Here is a 2,464-nt window from a genome sequence, read left to right as displayed (position 1 = left end):
CCCGGGGCTCCGCCCCGACCCCGGATACCGTGCGCTCCGCGCCCGGGGCGCTCAAACGCCGCGCGGGCTGTCCATAGCCCCGCCGGCGTTTGAACGGGCGAAGGGCGGGGCGGGGAGAAGCACCGCGCAGCGGCATCACCCCCCGCCCCGCAGGGTCCGGCTCAGCCGATGTCCGGCGGGTCGATCCGTACCCGGACCGCGTCGGCGGCCGGGACGCCCCGGGCCATCCGCGCGGCCTGCGCCGACTTCAGCGCGGCGGCCAACGCGGCACCGCTGCCCGGCGGGACCCGGACCAGCGCCCGCTCCCCCGGCGAGGCCTCCCCCCGCCGCCCGGGCAGCGGCACGGGCCCCAGCACCTCCGCGTCCGCCGGCAGGGCGGCAGCGGCCAGGAAGGCCTCCACCGCCTCGCCCCGCCCCGCCACCGCCGCCATCCGCGACACCGGCGGGAAGCCCAGCTGCGCCCGCTCCGCGAGCTCCCGCACCGCGTGTCCCACGGGATCCCACCGCACCAGGGCCTGCACGGGCCGCAGCGTCGGCTCGGCGACCACCACGACCTGGCCGTCCGCCCGGACCAGCGAGGCGGCGGCGATCCAGCGGCGCAGCGCGTCCTCCCCCGCCCGCAGGTCGGGCCGGGTCAGCATCGCCCAGCCGTCCAGCAGCAGCGCCGCCGCGTACCCGGCGCCCGCCGCGACCGGTTCGGCGCCGGGGGTGGAGACCACCAGCGCCGGACGGTCCGGCACCTCGTCCAGGACGTGGTCGCGGCCCGAGGTCCGTACCGGCACGGCCGGGAAGGCCCGGCCCAGTTCCTCCGCGGTCCGCCGCGCGCCCACCACCTGGGCCCGCAGCCGGAACGATCCGCACTCCTCGCAGTGCCAGGCCGGCTCGGCGCGCCCGCACCAGCCGCAGTGCAGGTCCCGCTCGTCGGGGGCCTCCAGCGGACCTGCGCACACGGTGCAGCGGGCCGGGGTCCGGCAGCGCTCGCATGCCAGCCGGGGCACGTACCCGCGCCGGGGCACCTGGACCAGTACGGGCCCGCTCTTCAGGCCCTCCCGGACGGTCTCCCAGGCCAGGCTCGGCAGTCGCGCCGCGCGGGCGGCCCCGTCGCGGGCCAGCGGTCGGCGGTCAGCGGCCGGGCCCAGCCGGACTCGACCAGCTGGGCGGCCTCGACGGTGCAGCTGGTGCCGCCGACGAGGAAACCGCAGCCGTCGGTGACCGCGCGGAGCTCCAGCACCTCGCGGACGTGCGGGAAGGGGGCGTGGTCGGCGCCGTGGCTGGAGTCGCCGTCGTCCCAGACGGCGACCAGCCCGAGGTCGCGTACGGGCGCGAACATGGCGGCCCGGGTGCCGACCACGGCCCGGACCGAGCCCCGGTTGACGGCGAGCCACTCCCGGTAGCGCTTCTCCGGCCCGGAGTCGGCGGTCAGCAGGGCGTGCCGCCCCTCGCCCAGCAGGGCGGTGAGGGCGGCGTCGACCCGGGCGGCCGTACGCCCGTCGGGTACGACGGCGAGGGCGCCGCGGCCGGAGGCGAGGGTGGCCGCCATGGCCCGGGCCAGCTCATCGGCCCAGCCGGGGCCGGGCAGGGCGGTCCACACCGCGCGGGGGCTGCCGCCGCCGGCCAGGGCGCGCAGGAAGGCGGGCCCGGCGCCGTACCGGGTCCAGCCGCCGGGCTCCGGGGCGGTCGGCGGGGGCAGCGGGTCCGGGGAGGGCTTGGCTTCGGCGCGGGCGTTGCGCGGGGGCAGGGCCAGCTGGAGGACGTCGGCCAGGCTGCCGGCGTAGCGGTCGGCGACGGCCCGGGCGAGGGCCAGCATGCGGGGGCCGAGGACCACCTCGGGCGAGACGACCTGGGCGAGGGCGGCCAGCGCCCCCTCGTAGTCGGACTCGGCGCACCGCTCGACGATGAAGCCGTCGATGAGCCCGCCGCCCTCGCGGCGGCCGCCGTGCACCCGGTGGGCTCCGGCGCCGAAGCGGACCCGGACGCGGACCCCGGGGAGGGCGGTCTCGGAGAGCTCGGCGGGGACGGCGTAGTCGAAGAGCCGGTCGAGGTGGAGCACGCCCTTGTTGACGAGGACGCGGGCGACCGGGAGTTCCTCGGCGAGGGCGGCTCCGCGCCAGGTCCGCGGTTTGGCCTTGGGCGCCTTGGCCTTCGCCTCGGCGACCATCTCCCGGATGAGCGCGAGCTGCTGCGGCGGGCCGCCGGGGCCGTCTGCGTCGGGTGCGTTCTCGCTGCTCACAGCAGCATTCTTACCAAAGGGCACCGACAGTCGGAGCCTCGCCGAGTTCTCGGAGCCCTCCCGAGGTCCCGGCGGGCGGCGGCGGTACCGGGTCCTTCGACGCCGGGCTCGCGCCCGGCTCCAGATGAAGCCGTCACCCCTCGCACCGGGAGGGCCCGGGCAGCCTGTGCGGGGATGGGCGGCGCCCGCAACGCGATACCGCCCCGGACCTGCGGGTCTGGGGCGGTATCGGGT

At 78.8% G+C, this 2,464-nt stretch carries 1 pseudogene; it reads right to left on the bottom strand.

The features are described from left to right. Positions 1 to 161: 161 nt before the first annotated feature. Positions 162 to 2,230, bottom strand: a pseudogene (locus VR44_RS05215) (primosomal protein N'). Positions 2,231 to 2,464 lie beyond the last annotated feature (234 nt).

The organism is Streptomyces katrae (assembly GCF_000966975.1).
GTDB classification, from domain to species: Bacteria; Actinomycetota; Actinomycetes; order Streptomycetales; family Streptomycetaceae; genus Streptomyces; species Streptomyces katrae.
Note: the sequence above shows the minus strand (reverse complement) of the source record. Positions and strands in the feature narration are given on the sequence as shown.